We start from the raw sequence: 16736 nt of genomic DNA, 5'->3' as shown, positions 1-16736 counted from the left end.
CTTTGAGTCCGCAAGAGGTCTCCGCGTTTTCGCGGTAGCCGTAAAAAATCTTGCGGATGTCCCGCGAGGGTGTCCGGCGCACCCTTGCCAGGCGGTGCGCCGGATGTGAGAGGGCTAGTTGAGCAGCCCGTCGAAGTCGCCGTCCTTGACGCCGAGGACCAGCGCCCGCATCTCGGCGCGGGTGTAGATCAGAGCGGGACCGTCCGGGAACCGGGAATTCCGCACGGCGACGCTTCCGTCGGCAAGCTCGGCAACCTCGACACAGTTGCCCTGCGAGTTGCTGCGCCTGCTCTTGCGCCACGCCACATTGGTGAGGTCGCTGGCGGGCATGCCGTTATAGGTGTGCTCCATCTAAGTTCTTTCTGAGAAGGGCGCCGATCAGCTCCGCTGTGCCCCCTGGCGTGGTGCTCTCCACACATAGCTGTTCCATGGCCGTGAGGTACGGGTCTATGTCCTCACGTTTGTCCAGGTAGAGGGCTCCCCAGAGCTGTTCGACGTAAACGACGTCCGACAAATCGGACTCAGGAAACCGCATGATGCTGAACGCGCCTCCCTCGGCGGCATGCATGCCGTACCTGAATGGCATCACCTGGATGGTGATGTTGGGGAGGGTCGCAACTTCCAGCAGATGCTCAAGCTGCTCGCGCACGATCTCTCGCCCTCCGATGGGACGGCGCAGCGCCGCCTCATCGATGACCGCCCACAATCGGGGTCCGTCCTTGCGGGTGAAACGCTCCTGACGCTGCATGCGCATATGCACGCGGCGCTCGACCTCTTTACTGGGGGCGTCGGGATAGCCAAGCCGGAAGACCGTCCGCGCGTAAGCCGCGGTCTGCAGCAGCCCAGGTATGAACTGCACCTCGTAGGTGCGAATCATCCTGGCCGCCTCCTCAAGGCCCACATACGTGGTGAACCACGTAGGCAGGAAGTCTCCGTACTTATGCCACCAACCTGGGGTGTTGGCCTCCCTGACCATCTCCAGCAGGCCACGACGTTCGACGTCGTCGTGCACTCCATAGAGAGTGAGCAGATCCTCGACATCACGCGTCTTGAACCCGACCCGGCCCAGTTCCATGCGACTGATCTTGGACTCGGAGGCGCGAATGTGAAATCCCGCGACCTCTCGGGTGAGCCCCTTCTCCTCACGCAATCGGCGCAGACTGGCACCGAGCATGATGCGCCGAACTGTGGAACCTGTCCCCGGTGGATCCATGGACACGTGCTGCTCCTTGGTCGTTGACTGATCGACAGTCTGTCATTCCGCGACGCGAAATGCCTCGCCGCGGACAAGATCCCCTTTCGTCTAAGTTTGCCCCGATGAGGGGTAACGGTAGCGGTTGCATCCCGCGTATGCACGTGCATTCGCCCTTGCACCTGCACGCGAGTTTGCATCATCATGATCTAGTGCAGCCTGCCCCCAGCACCACCTCAGCTCGTGCCCATGGCGCAGGGCCCGCGACGCGCGCCCACAACATGCCCGCGACCAGGCACGTCCGGAAAAACACGCTCGACTGGTGGCCCCCCGCCGGCTGGTGGCCCGACCCGGCACGCGACCTGCTTGAGACCGCCTCGCACGCGTCCAGCGCCACCTTCGTCCTGCCACCCAAGGCCGATTCTGTGCACTCGTCCCGCAATGTGACGATCAGCACTCTCACCGGGTGGGGCATGTCGGCGGTCGCGGAGAACATGGAGCTCGTCGTCTCCGAGCTGTCGACCAACGCCCTGCGCCACGGGCTCAATCACGACCCCGGCGACGGCAGGGCCCCCCGCCCCCACGCCGGGCCGCAGCACCGGGTCCCTTCCTCCATCAGCCTCTCGCTGGTACGGCGAGGCGGCTTCGTGACGTGTGCCCTCGTCGACCCCGGGCCGGGCACCCCGGTGCTGCGTTTCCCCGACGACGACCTCGAGCCCGGTGGCCTCGGGCTCCACATCGTCGACTCGCTCAGCGTGCGCTGGGGTTGGTCCCCGCTCACGCCGTACGGCAAGATCGTCTGGGCTGTGCTCGCCGCCTGAGGCGTCAGACCCGCATCGGCTTTCCTGTTAAGGGGCGCCGCCTTACCCCTCCCTGGGGCGCCCGGGCGGGCTCCCGCGGATGTCCACCCTCGGACACCGGTGGGAGCCCGCCCTAGCCGCCTCCGGTGGCACTGCCGCTTGGGCCGTTGTCCAGCCACCGTCCCCTGAGCCGCCGCCCTCTTCAGCCGCCCCGGCCTGGCCACCGGCCCTTCGAGCCGTCGCCGCGTGCCGCCGCGTAGCTTCGCTCACGTCCCACGAGTATCGGGCTTCACCCCTGTACCACCTGCGGCTCGTCCTGTCCGGTCTTTTGTCACAGCTCCCGGACCAGGCGGAGTGATCTGCATTACCGTGGATGCTCACGCGAGTCCCGCGCGACCCCTTGAAGAGAGCTGAGATGGACGATCATCTGCTCGGCTGGCTGCGAACACTCGACGAGGAGAGGCTCGCCCGCGTCCTCACCCACCGGCCCGACGCCCTCACTCCTCCCTGGCCCAGACGACTCGACACCCTCGCCCAGCGGCTGGGCAGCGGCCCCGCGGCCCTCGCGGCCCTGCGAGAGCTCCCGCTGCCGTGCCTGGAGATCGCCGAGGCCCGATCCGCCCTCGGCGACCGCACCACACTCGCCGACCTCGCGGCCTTCCTCGGCGCCGCCGAAGCCGAGGTCCAGCCTTGGCTCACCGTCCTTTACGACCACGCGCTCGCCTGGCCCGACGGCGAGGGCCGTGTGCGCCTGGCCGACGCGGTGGCCAAGGAGTGGCCCGCCCCGTGCGGCCTCGGCACGCCGCTCGCCGATTACCTCAAGTCGTGGGCGATGAGCGGCGACGCGCTGCGGCTGCTCGCCCGGCGGCTCGGCCTGCCGCCGCAGGGCGCCAAACGGCAGCTGGTGGTGCGCATCGTCGAGGTGTTGTCCGATCCGGTGCGCATGGCCGAGCTCGTGCGTGAGGGCCCGCGGGGCGCCGAGTCCCTCATGCGGCGCTTCGCCTGGGAGGGGCCCGCGCTCGACGTGGACGGCGGGCTGTTCGTCACGAGCGGCACGCCGGAGCAGTGGGCGGCCGACCACGGCCTGCTGTTCCGGCCGCACTGGCACCTGGCCGAGATGCCGCGCGAGGTGACGCTCGCGCTGCGCGGCGACGGCTACCGCGCGCCCTTCACCCAGGTGGCCCCCGAGCCGGCGACGGTTCCGGTCGACCCCGAGTCGGTCGACCATTCGATGACCCTCGCCGCCCCCCAGGTCGTCGAGCGCGCCTCGGCGCTGCTCGACAACACCGCGAAGACGCCGCTGCCGCTGCTGAAGACGGGCGGCGTCGGCGTGCGCGAGGTGCGCCGGGTCGCCAAGGAGACCGGCTGCGACGAGGACGAGACGCGGCTGTCGCTGGAGATCTGCGCCGTGGCGAGGCTGCTTGCCTTCGACGAGGAGTCAGGCGGGCTCGTGCCCACCGAGCGGTTCGACCGCTGGCGGCTCTCCGATGCGCCGACGAGGTTGCGCGTGCTGCTCGCCGCGTGGTGGCGCATGCACCGGTCCTCGCTGCGGCGCGTCGACGGGCGGTTCGCCACCGTGCTCGGGGACGACCCGGAGGGCGCCGAGCTCGCACGGGCGCGGCGCGCCCTGCTCGGGATGCTCGCCGGACTGCCGTCCGGCGTCGGCGCCGCCGACCGCACCTCGCTCGTGCGCGCCGCCCGCTGGCACGCGCCCCTGCTCGACCACGCGCTGCTCGCGGACTGCGCCCCCGCGGCGCTGGAGGAGGCCCGGCTGCTCGGCCTGCTCGCCCAGGACAGCCTGACCGACCTCGGGCGCGCGCTCGCCTCCCTGGCCGAGCAGGCGGGCGACGAGCAGGACGAGTCGGTGCCGGAGGTCGAGCACAACCCGGCGCTCGTCGAGAGCTCCACGCAGGCGCTGGCAGGGGCGCGGCGCAGCGCGTTGTTCGGCGCCGACCTGACCGCCGTCGTCACCGGGCCACCGGCTCCCGAGCTCGCCGAGCTGCTCGACCGGGCGGCCGATCGGGAGTCGCGGGGGTCGGCGTCGGTGTGGCGGTTCTCGCGCGTGAGCGTGCGGCGTGCGCTCGACCGCGGCCACACCGCCGACGAGCTGCTCGACGAGCTGGCCGAGGTGGGCACACTGCCGCAGCCGCTCGAATATCTCGTGCGCGACGTCGCCCGGCGGCACGGCGAGGTGACGGTGACCAGCGTCGCCTGCATCGTGCAGGCCGCCGACTCCACCCTGCTCGCCGAGATCGCCGCGCATCGCCGACTGGCCGCGCTCGGCCTGCGGCTGCTCGCCCCCACAGTGCTGGCGAGCGCCGCCCCCGCCGCACGCACCCTCGCCGTCCTGCGCGACAACGGCTACGCGCCGGTCCCGGTGGAGGACACCGGGGAGATCAGGATCCACCGGGCACAGGTGGAGGACCGAGGCGGCGGCAAACTGATCCTTCTGCCCGGCGGGCGCGTGGCCGAGCTTGAGGCTCTGCCGTACTCGATGGCCGAGCCCGCACCGGACCCCCGCGAACACGCGCGCCGGCTCGCCGCGAGCGAAGGCGAGGGGGGACGCACCACCGGCCGCACCTGGGCGGTCATCGGCCGCATGGCCACACGACTGCCGACGGCCCAGCAGTCACTCCTCGGTTTCGTGGTGGACCGCGGCGTGCGCGCGGCCATCACCCTGGCCGACGGCGTCACCGCGACCGTGAGCCACGGCGAGCTGGCCGGCGCGGTGCTCGACGCATGGTGCGAGGAGGCGGGTGATTACCTTGAGTTCCCGCTGGCCGAAATCGTGGAGGTCCGCGGCTCCCCCGCATGAGACGGCCGCCCTCCGCGGACGCTCTGTTGCATGCGGCTCTCGCCGGCGAGAGCGCCGCCCCTGGGATCCCCCTCCCCGCGCGAGAAGCCTCGCATGGCATCTGGTCGTCCGCTGCCGGCTTCCCGCGTGAATGCACCTGCCCGGCCACGGACGACCGGTTCGCGCGAGAAGGGCGGGCGATCACCCTGCCCTAGGTGGCCTCGTCTTGTGCGAGGGATGGGCGGGCGGCCGGGGTGTCTCGTCAGCAGGACGTCCACAGGTCGGTCAGGGATGTGGCGAGGTCGAAGGACGGTTTCCAGCCGAGGGTGGCGGAGACCGCGGTGACGTCGGCGCATTGCCAGGCGACGGCGCCGGACTTCTCGTCGAGGGGGCCGTCCGTCACCACCGGAGTGCCGGGGGCGGCGAGGTCGATCAGGGTCGAGACGACGTCGGTGACGGCGGTCGCCCGGCCGCTGCCCACGTTGAGGACGGGCGGCAGCGGGCCTCTGACGGTGGCGGCGGCCACGATCGCGTCGGCGACGTCTCGTACGTCGACGAAGTCGCGTACATGGTGTGCGCCGGCCACCTGGACCTCGCGGCCCTCGCGGAGGCACTCGACGACACGGCCGGCGAGCGAGTCGGCGGAGGCGCCGGGGCCGACCGCGTTGAAGACGCGGAGCGACACCGCGTCGACGCCGTCCTCGGCGGCGGCGCGGATGAGTTCGGTGCCGCCGAGTTTGGTCATGCCGTAGGTGCCGACGGGGCGGCAGGGGGTGTCCTCGGTGACGGGTCGGCCTTCGAGGACCGCGCCATATTCCGCGGCCGAGCCGACGTGCACGACGCGGGCCTTGGGGGCCGCGCGGGCCACGGCGGCCAGGAGTCGTGCGGTGGCCACGACGTTGGCCTGGGTCATCTCGATCGGGGTGCCCCGCATCACGCCCACGCAGTTGATCACGGCGGTGGGCGCGGTCTCGTAGAGCAGGTCGGTCAGTTCGCGTTGTCCGGCCGTGGTGAGGTCGAGGCGGCTTTCGGCCCGTTCGCGGGAGACGGTGAACACTTCGGAGCCGCGAATGGCGGACAGGCCCGCCCGCACGTGTTCACCGATGAACCCCGTGCCACCGATGAGAAGAAACCGGCTCATCCCCATCCCCCTTGGCAACCGGATAATCCGTTTCCGGGACTCGGCGTCCCAAACAGGACAGAATTCCGAGAAACCTGCGCGAAAATATACAGCGGCCTTGTCGGTACTGGGTCGTGTGTGACGGAATTGGCGAGGTGCATTTTTCCTAACAGAATCCATCCGACCATTACTGATCAGTAAGGTCTTCCCGATGACCGGCGAGGGCCCCAAAACATGGGCTAACGCCCATAAAAACAGTTAAATCATGAATCATCCGCATCAGGGAAGAGGCTGTTGTTGCTCTTCCCCGGGAATCTTCCAACGGGCGAGGGGCCGCCCCGCGGTCGGGACGACGGCCGGGGAGGGATCTATCAGAGGTAAAGGCCTGTGCCGTGATCGGTCTGGGTCGTGGCGATCGCGTGCAGGTCGCGCTCGCGCATGACGACGTAGACCTGACCCTGCACTTCGACCTCGTATTGGTCCTCGGGATTGAACAGCACCTTGTCGCCGACCTTGACCGATCGTGCGCTCGCGCCGACGCCGCAGACCTCGCCCCACACCAACCGGTTGGCCATCTTGACCGTCGCGGGAATGACGATGCCCGCGGTGCTCCGGCGCTCCTCGGAGTCCTGCTCGGCCCGGACCATCACGCGGTCGTGCAGCATTTGGATCTCGAACTTCACGTCTGCCACATGGGCAGTCTAGGTCGTATCAAAGAGATGTTCCGCCCACCGGGCACACCGGGGCCACTCTCCGCGGACCGCGGCAGCGGGCACCACGACCGCCGGTGACCGGCCGCAGGCGGCAAAGCGGGCCCCCGGCCGAAGGCCAGGCGCCCGCGATCCACACCGGCGGACCGGCCACGCCGGAAAAGCGACACGAGACCGGGCCCAGGCCGGGCCCGCGATCCAAACCGGGTCGCGGGCGACGTCGGTGGCTGCGCCGTACGGCGCGACCGGTCCCCGAAGGCTCTATCGGGCGGCGCAGGAGGTGGTCACCAACGCCACCCGGCAGGCGCGGGCCCGCCCGGAGGGCGGCTACTTGCGCGTGTAGCTGAGATAGACCTTGTCCGTGCGGTAGGCGGAGGCGGAGATCTCGGCGAGCACGCCGTTCACCTGCCCCTTGAAGTTGATGAGCGCGGCCTGGTAGCCGCCGTCCTTGGGCACCACCGCGATCATGTGGGACTCGTCCCACCAGCCCCAGACGCCCTCGGCCTTGGTGTTCACATAGCTTCTGATCTTTCCGGTGGCCCGGTCGACCACGCAGACCTTCTCCCGCACGCTGACAGGGCACCAGGTGCTCATCAATCGCCCGGAGGGGGACACCGCCTCCTCGCCGCCGGCGGGCCGGCCCACCTTGGACAGGGTGCGGACGACGGCGCCGTCTGCGGCGCGGTGGAATCGCACACCCTCGCCGTGATCGACGATCAGGTGGGAGTTGTCGCCGGCCCAGCGGAAGGTGCCCTCCTTGTGCACGCCCGTCACCGGGATGTAGCGGCTGGTGCGGGTTGCCACGTCCACCAGCACGTAGCCCACCGTGCGCCACTTTCCTTCGACCTTGCGCTCGGCGGTGAGCACGACCTTGGAGCCGTCCCGCGACCAGTAGGCGTAGGACGCGGTGAGCGGCCGCCGCACCGTGTTGACCGTCACCGACCTGCCCGTGCGCCGGTCCATGATGACCAGGGAGTCGTATCCCGCCTCCGTGTAGGTGGTGGCGATGCCCGCTGCGCGGCCGCCGCCTGGCGAGGCGGTGTATTCGGTGAATCCGGAGCGCCGGGCGAAGGTGTTCTGCCCGCGTGCCCGGAGATACGCCCTGTTTTTGCTCAGGGTGTAGGAGGTGACATGAAGCCGGTCTGAGGGGTTCTCGCGAAGGGTGACCCCGGTGCCGGGCAGGCTGATCTCCACCGGGTCGGCGGTGACCGCCGACGTCGCCGAGACGGCGGGAGCCGCCGCGAGCACCGCGGCGAGGGAGACGGCACCAGCCACGAAACGCACACAAAGTGCCGCCCATCCCTCAGCCGTCCGGCTGGCTGTGCGGGTGGTCGCCCGACGTGATGGGATCCGTCCTCGCTGCACGGGCCGCTCCGCAAGATGAATATGGCTCGGTGAAAAAATCACCATGGAAGCCTAAAGCGAATACAGCCGCACACCGGACGGTATATCGGATCGGCATATCACACTTTCGTTTATGGCGGCGGCGACCCACGCAAGGGCGCTAAGCCCTTCTCAAGGCAACAGAAAAGTGCCCGGCTCGAACGGCTCAGGCCGCGCGGCCTTGGCGACGAAGTCGGCGACCTCCATCGGATCGACGGGGTCGGCCAGCGGCGGCAGGCCCGGCAGGCGCCGCATGACCGGTGGATCGACGAACAGGCGGGGCCCGGTGCCGTCGTCCAGCAGCCGGGCGAGCACCACGTCGCCGACCGTGGCCGCCTGGGCCAGAGCCCGCCGCCGCACCGAGGACTCGGCGGATCCCCCGGCGAGATCCCGCAATCCTACGGTGCCCCGCGCACGATCGGCCTCGGCCACCTCCCACACCCGCAGCGGCTCAGACACCCAGGACTCAAGGAGCGCGATCTCGTCGGCCCTGAGCCACTCGCGGTGCTCGGCGAGGAAGTCCGCGGCCATGGCGTATTCGAAGGCGGCGGTCTCGGCGAGGAACCCCGCCGTGTCGTCGGGGCCGCCCGCCACCACGGCGGCGACCGCGTCGCGGTTGGCCGGTCCGTAGGCGTAGGCGAGGACGAGCCGGTGCAGGAGCGGGGCACGCTCGGTCAGCGGGTGGATCTCGGCGGCCTGATGGCAGGCCTTGTATTTGAGGCCGGACCCGCACGGGCACGGCTGGTTCCGCGCGACCGCGCCCGAGGGGGCCGCGGACAGGGGCCGCAGGGCCTCGCGCAGCCCCTCGTCGGACTGCACGCCGCCGCGCCGCAGCAGGTCGTCGGCCTTGGCGTAGTCACCCTGGCAGGCCGCGTGGAAACCGGCGTCGAGCAGGGCCGGGACGAGGTCGGGCACCAGGGCGAGCGCCTCCTCGACGAGCGCGGCGGCCTCCGCCGCGCTCGAGGCCCGGCGTGAGGCGAGGAGAGCGACGGCGGCCTGCTGCCTCGGGCCCGCGGCGGCGGCGGCCATTGCCGTCAGCATGTCGTCGCTCAGGGGCTCGCGCGCCATGTCGTCGGCGAGGTGGCCGATCACGGCGTCGGAGACGGCGAGGTGGCGCAGTGTCCCGGTCAGGTCGCTGTCGGCGTCGAGGATGGACAGCGCGTGGCGGATCTTGACCAGCCTGATGACGTCGTCCTCGATCATGCCCCGCACCTCGCCGGGGTGCTCGGGCGCACCGCGCATGTGCACCTGGCCACCGGAGACGACCAGACCGCCCTCCGGGAGCAGCTCGGTGAGCGGCGGGTGAGGGTGGTCGAAGGTGCCGGGGTAGTTGTGCAGTATCTCGGCGGCCACCACGTCGAGCGGCGCGGACCGGCTCACCGCCGGGTCCTCCTCGCGGAAGTGCGCATAGACGGCCACGGCCAGCATCGCCTGGCCGACGGCCTCCTCGACGACCCTGGCCATGGCGGCGGGTTTGGCGACGCTGCCCCCGGGGCGCAGTGGCGTGACCTCGAAGACGCCGCCGGTGAGGCGCACGGCCAGCACGTCGTTCTCCGCGCAGGCGGGCAGCCAGCCGGGCGGCCCTGACAGCTGCCCGGAGGCGTCGGCGGTCATCATGCCTCCCCCGGCGAGCGGCCAGCCGGCACCGGCGGCGAACCGCGTCCACAGGGCAAGGTCGCCGGCCGCGTCGAGCGTGCCCGAGGCGGCCTCCTCGGCCGTGACCTGGTGGGTGAACACCGCACCCTCGGCCAGGTGGGGCAGGTGGACCCAGCCGTCCTCGGTGTCGTGGAAAAGCGGCGAGGCGGCGAGCTCGCTCTCCACCCGCTCGGTGTCGAGGCCGAGCTCCTTGGCGAGGTCTTCGACCATCAGCGCGCCGGGCTCCGCGAAGGCGTCGAGAAGGTGTCTCCACCAGGGAGGCGGCACGGGTTGCTCTACGTTCACCATCCCATTCTGACGACACGTCCGCGCGGGGCGCGGCGGCGCGCCGGGACATTGTTCACTAGTGGCTTTCGCCGGTCTATCCCGAAGAATGGGGGGAGCGCGGTGAATGTGGCAGTGCGACCATGAGGGTGCACCCACCGGGAGGCCGGCTCATGGTTGGGCGAGCCGGGTCATAATGCGGCAAAGGGATGCGGCTTCGGGGAGGTCGGCTCCTGGTTTAGTGCAACATTCCGAGTTCCCTGGCCCATTGGAGCACGATGGCGCGTGGGGCAAGGTGATTGTCGGGATGCATGGCCTGATACTTGCGCTTGATGGAGTTCAGGTGATCGGCGACCGTGTCGGGGCGGATGTCGAGCCGGCGGGCGATCTGACGTGCGGTCATCCCCTCCAGGACGATCATCTGCACGATCTGCATCTCCCTCGGGGTGAGCCGGTGCTTCTTCCTCCGCCGCCCCGCCGCGGTGAAGATCAGCCGCAACCGCGCGAGATAGACGTCGCGGGTGAGCTCCAGCGCGGCGACCGCGTCCTGCGACGTCTTCCCGTCGGCCACGGTGCGCAGCAGCAGGCGCTCGGGGCGCCCGATGTCGTCGGAGTCGAGAGGTCTGCGGTTGGCGTCCTCCAGCAGATAACCCGCCAGCAGCGGCGATAGATAACACCCGTCGGCGAGGGAATGGGCAAGCGCGCGAGGGTAGTCCAATATCTCCGCGTCCTTATGGATGAACCCGCAGGCGCCGGCCGCGATGACGTCGAGCACCGCCTCGGCGGTGGCGACGGCGGAGACGGACAGGACAAGGAGCCCTCGGCGTACGAGGAACTCGACCGCCTCGACCCGCGATCTGCCGCCCCTGATCCAGTAGTCGCAGACGACGACGTCCACCTCAAGCTCGGGATCGAGCTCCTCCACCGACCGGACCTCCGCCACGACGGCGTAGCCCGCGGCCTCGATGCCGAGCCGGAGCCCGGCCGCCGCCACCGGCTGGTCGTCCACGACGGCGACGCGGCCGTTCTCCCGGGCGTTCACGCGTCCGCTCCCGCCTCGCCGTCCTCTGCGGCCTCCCAGTGCACGGTGACCTTGGTGCCCTCGCCGGGGTAGGCCGCGATGGTGCACTCGCCGCCGAGCGCGCGCACCGCCGCGTAGGCGCCGGTGAAGCCGAGGCCGGGGGCGACCTTCTTGGGGTCGAAACCCCTGCCGTCATCCCAGACGGTGGCGAGCACCCAGTCGGGGCCGGATTCCACATAGAGGCGGGCGATCACCCCCTCCCCCGCGTGCCTGCGCACATTGTTGAGCGCCTCGGCGACGGCGGCGGCGCACGCCTCGGCGATCCGCGGCGGAGGGTCGGCCGCCACGCGCAACTCGTGCTCGACGAGACTTCCGAGGTTCACGGCGTTGTCCACGATGTCACTGATCCTGCCTTCGAAGGCGGGGACACCGCCCTTTCTGCGGTCGCCCAGATAGGCCCGCCCGAGGAAGGCGGCCCGGCGTGCCGCCTTGGACAGGGGTTCGCCGAGGTCGCCCCCTTGGGCGACGCGTTCGATCACGGGGAGGAGATCGTCGTGGATCGCGCGCTGCGCCAGCAGCCGCTGGCTCTCCTCCGCGCGGGCGGAGGCGTCGTCGGCGCGGTGCGCGAGGTTGAGCATCTCGCGCCCGATCAGCGCCCCGATGACATACCACATGACAAAGCCGAGCAGATCGGAGCCGAGTTTCTGCCCGATGTCCGGCAGCAGGGAGACGACCCAGGTGACCATGAGGCCGAGGACGGCGAACGCCGGCGCCCTGCCCCACCGCAGGCCGAACCCGAGCACCGCCGAGGTCACGAGGCTGTACGGCACAAGCGGCGTCATGAGCAGGTTCCGCGCGAACTCGGGGGCGGCGCGCGAGCCGACGAGCATGAACACGATGGCGACGGCGACGTCGGTCCAGACGAGCACGGGGTCGTCCGGGGTCTTGACGCGCAGGGCCCACCACACGAACCAGGCCGAGTGCACGGTCGCGGCGATCGCCAGGGCGAGGGCCAGCCAGGGGCGGTCGAGCCGGTTCCAGCTGATCAGGGGGACGTAGACGAACCCGGCGGTGCCCGCGCGGACGAACGCGATCATGCGCACCATGCGTAACTGCGTGGCCGCCACGACTCCGCCCGGCCCTACCTCAGGGTCATTTCCCAGCCGGGACGACGAGAACGACCACCGTGCCAAAGCGCCTCCTCATCGGGGCAGCCATTTGTGCAGCTCCCCAGATGGAAGTACCACAGCGTCACGGATCACTCAAGAGAATACCTAGGAATCGGGATAAGTCGGTTATCGAAGTCTGTCCAACCCCATTCCACCCGTCATGGGCCCCCCGGGTGGGCAAGCTGAAAGTTAGCTTTAGGCCCACCGAGACCACCAAAGCTACACGACAGCCCGAAAAGACTCACTCACCATCACTCGACGTGCAAAACGCGACATCGAATGCACGGCTGTCGCACAACTCCTTTTTCCAGGGGCCCAAGTCCGGCTTCTCCAGGAAACCGATCAGCATTCGGTCGCCGAACTTGTTGAACCACAACACCTCACACCGGCAGTCCCCACCGCTCAGCGCGGCCTCGAACAACCCGGACCGCACGGCCGGAGCCGCCGACACCGCACAGACCCGCCCCTTCCGGTCCCCGGTCACCAGCCACCGGCAAAGGTCGGGCACCAGCGCGCCGACCGGGAATTCCGGATGCGCCGCGACCCCGAGCGGCCTGCCGCGCCCGAGCGGGGTGAAGCTCTCCCCGTCGGCGATCACCACGGCTCCCTTGAAGAGCCCGAGTGCCTTCTCCGCCGCCTCCTGCAGCGTGATGTCCAGCGACAACGTCACCTCACCTGGACGGCACTCCGCGTCGCCTCCCCCGCAGTCGAGGTATGGGCGGACGGTCTCGCTCAGCGCCTTGTGCCACGCTTCGCCGCCGCCGGCCACCTGGCCTCCGGCGTACCGCAGCGTGCCCTTCCCGGTCGCGAATCCGCTGGGCAGCACCACCGACACGACGAGCAACGTGGCCGTCACCATCGCCGGGAACGGTGTGGACAACACGCGCCCGCGACCGGTGGGACGGTCCGCACCGCCGATCACGAGCCCCACCAGCGCCATCCCGGCGACGGCCACCGCCGGGTCACGCGCCGGGAGCAGCGGGGCCAGCGCCGAGGGCAGCCCGGGGAGGGCCGCGGAGTAGAGCGTCCCTGCCACCAGACCGGCGAGGCCGCCGGCCGCGAACACGGTGACCGGCGGCGACAGCGCCGGCCGCAGACGCACGAAGGCCCACGCGAACAGCACCAGCAGCATCGTCAGCACAGCGGCCAGACCCACCGCGCCGAGCTCGCCCCCGATCTGCGCGAGAGAGGTGCCGAGGCCGGCCGCGCGGCCGGGTCCGCGGGCGAACATCCCGGGGGCCCATGCCGTACCTGCTGCCGGGAGCGGCCACAACCACCACGCGGTCGCGGCGATCAGCACGAGCGCGGCGCACGTCTCCCCCAGGGCGCGCAGGCGTCCCCGGGCGCATGCCCGCGCCGTCAGCACCGCGCACGCGCCCGCCGTGAACATCACCCCCACGCCCGGGTCCCGGGTGTAGAGAAGCAGGCAGCAGGCGGGTACGGCGGGCCAGCAGACGCGGGTCACGGCGTCCAGGGCGGGCACCGGCACGTGCGGCCGCGCGGCGACCAGGCCGAGCAGGGCCGTGAACAGCACGGCGACCGCGCCCGCCCCCTCGTAGGGCCCGAGGTCCACGGCCAGGGCGACGGCGGCGAGCCCGAGGCACACCCGCCGCAGGAGACGGGCACTCGGGCGCCTGACCGCGAACTCGATCCCCGCGAACAACGCGAGAACACCCACGACAGGGACGAGGGCGAGCGTGGCATAACCGGTGTCGAGCGTCGCGAGCCCCAGCAGCGGCCCCACCAGGACGAACGAACCCGCCACCGTGACCGGGCCGCTCAGCGCGGGCGCACGCCCCCGGACGCGCCGGTCACGGTTCCACACCAGGCACAACGCCAAGAGGATGAACCCCACCAGGCTCGCTAGAAGCGCCGCCGAGGGGAGAGTCAGCCACGGCCGATGCGCGGCGAGCCGGTCGACGTACACGAGGGCGAAGAGCGCCAGCAGCAGCATGGGCGGGACGGGCCACCAGAGACGGCTCACCGGACCTGTCCCCCCAGCAGCGCGAAGGCGACCAGCACCACGGAGCCGACGACCAGCAGGATCACGTAGTGCCCCTGGGAGAGGCCGAGCGGCAGCCTGTCCCGCACGAGCGTGTCCTGCTCGTGCTCGTCCCACCAGCGTTTGCCGAGCGCCGCGTATACCTCGGCGTTCCAGCCGTCTCCGGCGAGCCTGCGGGCCAGCTCGTAGGTCTCCTCCTCCGGGGTGCGCTTGTCGGCGATGCGCTGGAGATCGTCCTCCCGGTCGTGCGTACGGCGGGAGCCTTCTTTGCGCCGAGGGCGACCCTGTAGCCGGGGGCCGGGCGGGGGTGTCAGGTGCGGTTTAAGGACCTCGCCGCCGGGGGGCGCAGCCTTCTCCGCCGGCTGTGTCTCCAGCGGCTCTGTCGCTGTCGGCTCTGTCTCCGCCGGCTCTTGCGACTCCCCGCCAGGTTCCGGCTCAAGCGGCCCAGGCGCCTCAGTCACCTCGGAATGTTCGTGCCCCTCGTCCTCCGGAGCGTCCTCGAACCGCACCGGCTCCGGCTGCACGGGTGGCGCATAAGGCGGCACCTCCGGCCACACGGGCCACCGGTACGCCGCGATCCCCTCGGGGGCCAGGAGGTCCCCTGAGACCGCGGCGGCCGGCCACTCGGCGAGTTCGGCCTGCGGGGGCCGGGAGGCCCGGGGGATGGTGCCCGCCGCCAGTGCCGCGACCCGGTCACGCACCGAGTGGGGCGTCCTCGCCCCGCACTCATCCAGCAGTTCGCGTACCCGCCGCCCGCCGCCCTGGCCGTAGGCGTCGAGGAGGCTGTCCACGGCGTTCAGCAGCGGGTCGCCGGGGACGACCCCGTCGGCCAGGTCGACGATGCGCCGCCGTACCCCGCCGCCGGGCCGTACCGGCATGAACAGCAGGTTCGGCATCCAGAGCCGCCCCGGATCGTGCCTGGTCTCATAGGTGGAGAACGTCCACCGCCAGGTGGTGTCCAGGTCGCTGCCGGAGTAGAGCGGGTCCAGGATCTCGATCATGCCCCAGGTGAGCGGCTCGGGGTCGTCGCCCTGGGTGATGACCGACAGCGGCTCCCCCGGCTGGGCGAGGGCCGCGGCGAGCATCGGCCGCAACTGGTCGCCCGCCCGCCGGGCGCGCGTCTCCACCCGGTCGATCGCCCGGTCGCAGGCGTCGGCCAGATCCGCCAGCCCGACGGGGGGCATGCTCAGCGGGACGCCTTCGGCGAGGTCCGCCGTCATCACCCACGGCCAGCGGGACAACCCGAGCGAGAGCCGGGCGGTCAGCTCCGCCACGGGGCCGACGAGGGCGTGGGCGACCTCCGATCTGGACAGCGGATCGGCGCCGCGGGTGCGGTGCAGCAGGGCGGCCTCGGTGCCGATCACCACGTAGCAGAGACTGTGCGCGGGCCGCGTGACGAACCCGGCGTTCACCATGCCGGCGAAGCCGCGCAGGTGCTCGTTCCAGTAGTCGAGGTCGCTCTTGGCCAGGGAGGTGGCCTGGGCGCCGAGGCCTCTGCCGTACGGGCCGTATTCACTCCACGAGAAGACGATCTGGTCGATGACCTCGTCGTTCACCACCCCACCTCCGCGGCGGCCGGCCCGGGTAACACCCCGGTCATGGCCAGGAGCGAGAGCAGCGGCATAAGCACCCGCTTGGGTCTCGCGCCCCGGGGCAACGACTCGCCCCGCGGGTTGGCGCCCATGGCGGAGACGAAGTGCAGAGTGGACCGTTTGACGTCGTGGAACGGCCGCAACCACGCGGTGGCCCCGTGGGCGTCGAGGAACGCGTAGGCGTCGCGGCTCTCGGCCTCGATCGCGGCGGGGTCGAGCGTTCCGTGCGGCACGGGTTCACGCAGCCATCGGTCGGCCGGCGGAGTGAAGCGCAGCAGGTCGGACTTGGCGACGGCGATGGTGGTGGCCACGTCGCTGAGCGCGCCGGAAAGGCGCAGGCGGTCCATCACCGCGCCGAACGCCTCGTCGCGGCGGTGCGCGGGCTGCGTCGTGCCCGGCACCATGCCGGGCACGGCGAGTGTGGGATCGGCGACGAAGATCAGCCCGTGCGCCGCGGCGAGGAACCTGGCGTGCCTGCCCGACTGGGTGAAGTCCTCACCCGACACGTCGAAGAACGACATGACCCGGGTGCGGCCCCCCGCGGTGAGGATCAGCGCGTCCGCCGCCTCGATGAGGTTGTGCGCGGTCCACGACAGCAGGTTGCCCCGCCCGATGAACTGCTGGACATAGATGTTCATGAACGCCTTGTGCCGCTCGATGTCCAGTGCCGCCGCGCTCACCCCGAAGGGCTGGAGGGCCTGGCTCTCGACCTCGGCGAGCATGGCGGCGAGCAGGTGCGACTTGCCCGCGCGGGTGGTGCCGACGAGGCCGATGAGCAGCGGGTCGTCATATTGCGCGTAGGCGGCGGGAATGTAGTGCTCGGTGGTGTCGTCCGACGGGTTGGGGCACAGCTTGTAGGAGGTTCTGAGCTTGTCCCGCAGTTTCTCCGCGCCCTTGATCGTGCCGGGGGCGAACGGCTTGTACTCGCCGCCGACGAGCTCGAACAACGTGCCGTCCCGCCACGGGATCGCGTCCAGGCAGGTGGGGCAGGAGACGAGCCTCTCCGGAGGCTCGGTGTTTCTCGGCATGGTCC

At 70.8% G+C, this 16736-nt stretch carries 13 protein-coding genes; 2 read left to right on the top strand and 11 right to left on the bottom strand.

Annotated features, from left to right (window positions below):
* Nucleotides 1-114 precede the first annotated feature (114 nt).
* Both Ssi02_RS01420 and Ssi02_RS01415 read right to left on the bottom strand, forming a co-directional pair.
* The gene (locus Ssi02_RS01420) at nucleotides 115-351 is read right to left on the bottom strand and encodes a DUF397 domain-containing protein (RefSeq protein WP_204020206.1); all 237 of its coding nucleotides are present in this window, start codon (nucleotides 349-351) and stop codon (nucleotides 115-117) included.
* Nucleotides 335-1219, bottom strand: coding sequence for a Sco1979 family transcriptional regulator (locus Ssi02_RS01415; RefSeq protein WP_373870065.1), 885 nt, complete (start codon nucleotides 1217-1219; stop codon nucleotides 335-337). Before Ssi02_RS01415 ends, Ssi02_RS01420 begins: the two co-directional genes overlap by 17 nt.
* 254 nt (nucleotides 1220-1473) lie before the next feature.
* On the opposite strand from Ssi02_RS01415, the gene Ssi02_RS01410 reads away from it, so the two are divergent.
* Entirely contained in the window at nucleotides 1474-2013 is a 540-nt protein-coding gene (locus Ssi02_RS01410; RefSeq protein ID WP_204020205.1) for an ATP-binding protein, read from the top strand.
* A gap of 394 nt (nucleotides 2014-2407) precedes the next feature.
* Entirely contained in the window at nucleotides 2408-4807 is a 2400-nt protein-coding gene (locus Ssi02_RS01405; protein ID WP_204020203.1) for a helicase-associated domain-containing protein, read from the top strand.
* Nucleotides 4808-5048: 241 nt separating this feature from the next.
* Here the strand turns inward: Ssi02_RS01405 and Ssi02_RS01400 are convergent, their stop codons facing one another.
* The 9 genes from Ssi02_RS01400 to Ssi02_RS01360 form a co-directional block, all read right to left on the bottom strand.
* Nucleotides 5049-5927, bottom strand: coding sequence for an NAD-dependent epimerase/dehydratase family protein (locus tag Ssi02_RS01400; protein WP_204020201.1), 879 nt, complete (start codon nucleotides 5925-5927; stop codon nucleotides 5049-5051).
* A 350-nt stretch (nucleotides 5928-6277) separates the two neighbouring features.
* Nucleotides 6278-6598, bottom strand: coding sequence for a GroES family chaperonin (locus Ssi02_RS01395; RefSeq protein ID WP_204020199.1), 321 nt, complete (start codon nucleotides 6596-6598; stop codon nucleotides 6278-6280).
* Between the two features lie 345 nt (nucleotides 6599-6943).
* A complete protein-coding gene (locus tag Ssi02_RS01390; RefSeq protein ID WP_204020198.1) occupies nucleotides 6944-7891 on the bottom strand; it encodes a TolB-like translocation protein in 948 nt (315 codons plus the stop codon).
* A gap of 240 nt (nucleotides 7892-8131) precedes the next feature.
* Entirely contained in the window at nucleotides 8132-9940 is a 1809-nt protein-coding gene (locus Ssi02_RS01385) for an SEC-C domain-containing protein (RefSeq protein ID WP_204020196.1), read from the bottom strand.
* A 217-nt stretch (nucleotides 9941-10157) separates the two neighbouring features.
* Nucleotides 10158-10961, bottom strand: coding sequence for a response regulator transcription factor (locus Ssi02_RS01380; RefSeq protein ID WP_204020194.1), 804 nt, complete (start codon nucleotides 10959-10961; stop codon nucleotides 10158-10160).
* Nucleotides 10958-12046 (bottom strand): ATP-binding protein, encoded by a 1089-nt coding sequence (locus Ssi02_RS01375; RefSeq protein ID WP_204020192.1) that lies wholly within the window; start codon nucleotides 12044-12046, stop codon nucleotides 10958-10960. Before Ssi02_RS01375 ends, Ssi02_RS01380 begins: the two co-directional genes overlap by 4 nt.
* Before the next feature lie 304 nt (nucleotides 12047-12350).
* Complete coding sequence (locus tag Ssi02_RS01370) at nucleotides 12351-14093, bottom strand: DUF2339 domain-containing protein (RefSeq protein ID WP_204020191.1); 1743 nt, start codon at nucleotides 14091-14093, stop codon at nucleotides 12351-12353.
* Nucleotides 14090-15667 (bottom strand): hypothetical protein, encoded by a 1578-nt coding sequence (locus tag Ssi02_RS01365; RefSeq protein WP_204020190.1) that lies wholly within the window; start codon nucleotides 15665-15667, stop codon nucleotides 14090-14092. The genes Ssi02_RS01370 and Ssi02_RS01365 overlap by 4 nt, the downstream gene beginning before the upstream one ends.
* Complete coding sequence (locus Ssi02_RS01360) at nucleotides 15664-16731, bottom strand: hypothetical protein (protein ID WP_204020188.1); 1068 nt, start codon at nucleotides 16729-16731, stop codon at nucleotides 15664-15666. The genes Ssi02_RS01365 and Ssi02_RS01360 overlap by 4 nt, the downstream gene beginning before the upstream one ends.
* Between the last annotated feature and the right edge of the window lie 5 nt (nucleotides 16732-16736).

Source organism: Sinosporangium siamense (assembly GCF_016863435.1).
In the GTDB taxonomy this organism is placed as follows: domain Bacteria; phylum Actinomycetota; class Actinomycetes; order Streptosporangiales; family Streptosporangiaceae; genus Sinosporangium; species Sinosporangium siamense.
The sequence above is the reverse complement of the archived record's forward strand: the minus strand, read 5'-3'. Positions and strand labels throughout refer to the sequence as shown.

Coding starts and splice junctions, on each gene's coding strand:
- Ssi02_RS01420 (WP_204020206.1), bottom strand. CDS start 351: ATGGAGCACACCTATAACGGCATGCCCGCCAGCGACCTCACCAATGTG.
- Ssi02_RS01410 (WP_204020205.1), top strand. CDS start 1,474: ATGCCCGCGACCAGGCACGTCCGGAAAAACACGCTCGACTGGTGGCCC.
- Ssi02_RS01405 (WP_204020203.1), top strand. CDS start 2,408: ATGGACGATCATCTGCTCGGCTGGCTGCGAACACTCGACGAGGAGAGG.
- Ssi02_RS01400 (WP_204020201.1), bottom strand. CDS start 5,927: ATGAGCCGGTTTCTTCTCATCGGTGGCACGGGGTTCATCGGTGAACAC.
- Ssi02_RS01375 (WP_204020192.1), bottom strand. CDS start 12,046: ATGGTGCGCATGATCGCGTTCGTCCGCGCGGGCACCGCCGGGTTCGTC.
- Ssi02_RS01360 (WP_204020188.1), bottom strand. CDS start 16,731: ATGCCGAGAAACACCGAGCCTCCGGAGAGGCTCGTCTCCTGCCCCACC.